Annotated in this window: 4 protein-coding genes; all 4 read right to left on the bottom strand. The window is 34.3% G+C overall.

The features are described 5' to 3' along the window. Window positions 1-918, bottom strand: a 918-nt coding sequence (locus RTP52_RS10390) for a Na+/H+ antiporter NhaC family protein (protein ID WP_312371092.1), incomplete at its 3' end; no start/stop codon positions are given. Window positions 919-1230: 312 nt separating this feature from the next. Continuing rightward, complete coding sequence (locus RTP52_RS10395) at window positions 1231-2343, bottom strand: DNA (cytosine-5-)-methyltransferase (RefSeq protein ID WP_312371094.1); 1113 nt, start codon at window positions 2341-2343, stop codon at window positions 1231-1233. 125 nt (window positions 2344-2468) lie between these two features. Continuing rightward, the gene (locus RTP52_RS10400; RefSeq protein WP_312371097.1) at window positions 2469-3248 is read right to left on the bottom strand and encodes a hypothetical protein; all 780 of its coding nucleotides are present in this window, start codon (window positions 3246-3248) and stop codon (window positions 2469-2471) included. A gap of 20 nt (window positions 3249-3268) precedes the next feature. Continuing rightward, a partial coding sequence (locus RTP52_RS10405) for a VOC family protein (protein ID WP_312371099.1) occupies window positions 3269-3540 on the bottom strand: 272 nt, incomplete at its 5' end.

The following is a 3540-nucleotide window of genomic DNA, read 5'->3' on the forward strand; positions in this document are numbered from 1 at the left end:
TTCCTTAACTAAGCCAATAATACCTGCAACCACTATGGAAATTGCAGTAATATCATACATACTCATGATACCACCCTTACCATCACTGCCACTTGCTATTACGGTAAAAATCGATGCAATAGGAATCGCTCCACTCACTACTCCTACTAAAATAGAACAAAATGTTCCAAGTAAAAGAACAACAAATACATTAAAGCCAATTAAAGCTCCGATCAGAACAACCAAGTATGGAATAATTCGAAATAAATTATACTCAAGTTCACCAACAATTTTATAATCAGAATTCCCTGCTAATAGAAGGAATAGAATAATTGTAATTATCGCAGCTGGCAATACAATCAAAAAGTTCTCTCTAAATTTATCCTTCATCTCACAACCTTGTGTCTTTGTAGCCGCAATGGTAGTATCCGAAATCATAGAAAGATTGTCCCCAAACATTGCACCGCAAACGACAGCACCGATACACATTGCCATGGCAAATCCTGTTTTCTCACCAACCCCAACCGCAATTGGTGTTAATGCAGCAATTGTACCAACGCTTGTCCCCATTGCTATTGAGATAAAGCAAGCAATAATAAAAAGCCCTGCTACTGCAATATTAGGTGGCAAAATGGATAATCCAAAATTCACCGTACTTTCTACTCCTCCTGCTGCCTGAACTGCACCTGAAAATGCCCCAGCTAGTATAAAGATCAGACACATTGTCATGACATTTTCATCTCCCATACTTTGTGTCACAACACGGAGTTTATCATTTAGGCTTTTTTTCGGGTTTTGAATCAATGCTACAGCAAGTGCAAGTAAAAACGCAACAATGGCAGGCATTGCATAAAAATCATGAAACAATATTCCGCTACCTATAAATAATATCAAAAAAACTCCTATTGGGAGTAAACCGCTTAATTTTCCTTGTTTCACAAGTTGCTCCTTTCCTATCAAGTACTCTATTGTAGTTTTCTTTACCTTAATTACCTACATTCCCATGAAGAAAAATATGGTTCTATTTTTCGTTGCTTGATAGGTTAAGCATAATAAGGTATCTTAATACAAAAAGTTACCGTCACAAACGGTTTAAAGATTTGTAACGGTTCTTATCAATACTTATTATATTACTAGGAAATACTTCCGTTTGTCAAACTCTTTTCATCAAGCTTTTCTCTTTTTCATTTAAAATTGATTGATTTTATCAATTATTGCATATTTTAATTATCTTATTTATCTATTTTAAAGCTATCTTCTTCCAAAAGAAATCAAGAAACCAAAGAAAAATAAGAAAGATAAGTCTCCTTGATTTTCAGTAAAATATTTTGAAACCTCTATCTGAAACTTTGTTAGCTTTTCTACTTCCGAACGTTGGTACCCTCTGCTCATGAAGAACTCAATCCCCTGTTCTGACATATCATTTAGTTCAGCTTGATGGAATCCTCGATAGGTTCGAAAGGAATTACACAGTTTCTCATAACCTTTAGAGTCCGGAGTTATAAAGGATACTTTATCATTCATTCTCACATCAACATCCTTTAATCCTATTTCTCTCATAAGAAAAGGTAGACGCATTCCGATTGCATAATCCCTTCCCTCACACTCCAATTCTTTTAACCACAGTTTTCTCCAATCAAATGAGGTACAAAGTGAGTCATACTTAAGACCTTCTGCATAAAAACCAACGTTTTCTATTTCTCGATTAATTTCCACACAAACCACGAGACCGCCTGGTAAAACTGACTCCTTCATAGTTTCTAAAATTTGAAGCGGATAATTCATATGACGCAAGGTTGCTTGGCATATGCTAAGGTGATATTTTCGCTCCGTTTTAAAATGATAAATATCAGAACAGATATAAGAAACATCTGATCCATTAAAATGCTTCCTTGCTTTTTCAATCAGAGATTCACTATCCACCCCGGTATAAGTACTTCCAGCAGGTAGAAGCGGAAGAATTCTCTTACCAAGATCACCGTCACAGCAACAAAATTCAATCACATCAATTGGCTCTTTAATAGCCCATACTTCTGTAATGAGGTAACGAAGATAATCCTCATTCCAAAAGAATTGACGATCATTCTCAATCACATCTGCTCGGTCTTCCCATTTCTCTCGATTATCTGTATTACGAGGCATATACTGCAAATCTTTAATTGGTTTTAGACCCAAAAGCTCATCCACTGAAACTTGAAAATAATCAGCAATAAGCGGTAACAATGTGATATCAGGTAATGTTGTTTTTGTCTCCCATTTACTAACGGATTGAAACGTTACCCCTAAAAAATCTGCCAGTTCCTGTTGACTAACTCCTTTTCGCTTTCTTAATTGTGCTATTTTTAAATCCATTGTAGCTGTCATATCAAACCTCCAGTTTTTTTGATATCACAAATGTACCATAAGATACGCTCCTATCCTATAACGTGATTTCTTAGAAAACTCGCGTGGTAAGTGAAAGGCAGGTAAAGTAAGGCATATGCAAAAAACTATCCTTCTGCTTTCGCAATAACTAACATTTCATCAATATCTAAAAATATAAGATCCTCAATTTTGAGATCATTAATTTTTACGCTCTTTTTTATTTTTAAATTTTCAGGCCCGTTCCAAACTGTGCTAAATACAAAATCAGTTCCAACCTCTAATAATTTTGTAAAAAGTTGAACGTAAGATTCATACTCCTCTTTATACGAATGATAATCTTCTTTTTCTTCATTCAAAACGACTTCATCGATAACTCTTGAAGGCATGTCAAAATTTAACTCTTTTAATTTAATATCTTGCTCCTCTTTTGTTAAATAATAAGATGAGGATTCTCTATATAAATCGTTCTTATCTAAATAGGCTTTCAGCTCATCCCTTTTCTTTCTATTTTTCTCGATTTCCTCACGAATATTTAGAGGAGTTTCCGGAGGTATCTCTTCATCCAATTGATTCATATAATTATTTCTAAGCAAATTAATATACTTGTTCATTATATCGTCATATTGTTCTAATTTTTCTTTATAGTCCTTCTGTAGCTTCAGCTCTTTTATTTGATAAAGTAAACTTATCTTTTCTTTTCTTATTTGCTCTATTGCGGACTCAAAATCACTTTCGGTTCTTTCACTGAATTTTCCCACAAAAGAATCACAATTACAGTAACCTTTCGAATAAGTTCGAAAGTCTTTATAATAAGGAGTATCTGAATTCTCAATCGAATAATATTCTTCTAATAACACACTTTCCTGAGCCTTTTCATTGACCATAATTAGATTATGCCTGCACATAACTTCCCTCCCTAATTTATTCATCCTTCCTTACATATCAACTGCCAATGAACACCGAATCGATCCTCAACCGAACCATACATCGGACTGAAAAATTGCGCACCAAGCTCAACTATCACTTTTCCATTTTCTTTTAGCATTTGAAATGCGTTAATTACATCTTCTGCGGAATTCATAAAAACATTTAATTTAAACATATTTCCAGCGACAACCTTATCTTCCGTATCACTCATATTAATATGTGTCCCACATATTGTCAAACCCGAATGCATAACAAGGTTTTTTGTTTCTT

This window comes from Lachnoclostridium sp. (assembly GCF_031997925.1).
Lineage (GTDB): Bacteria > Bacillota > Clostridia > Lachnospirales > Lachnospiraceae > Lachnoclostridium.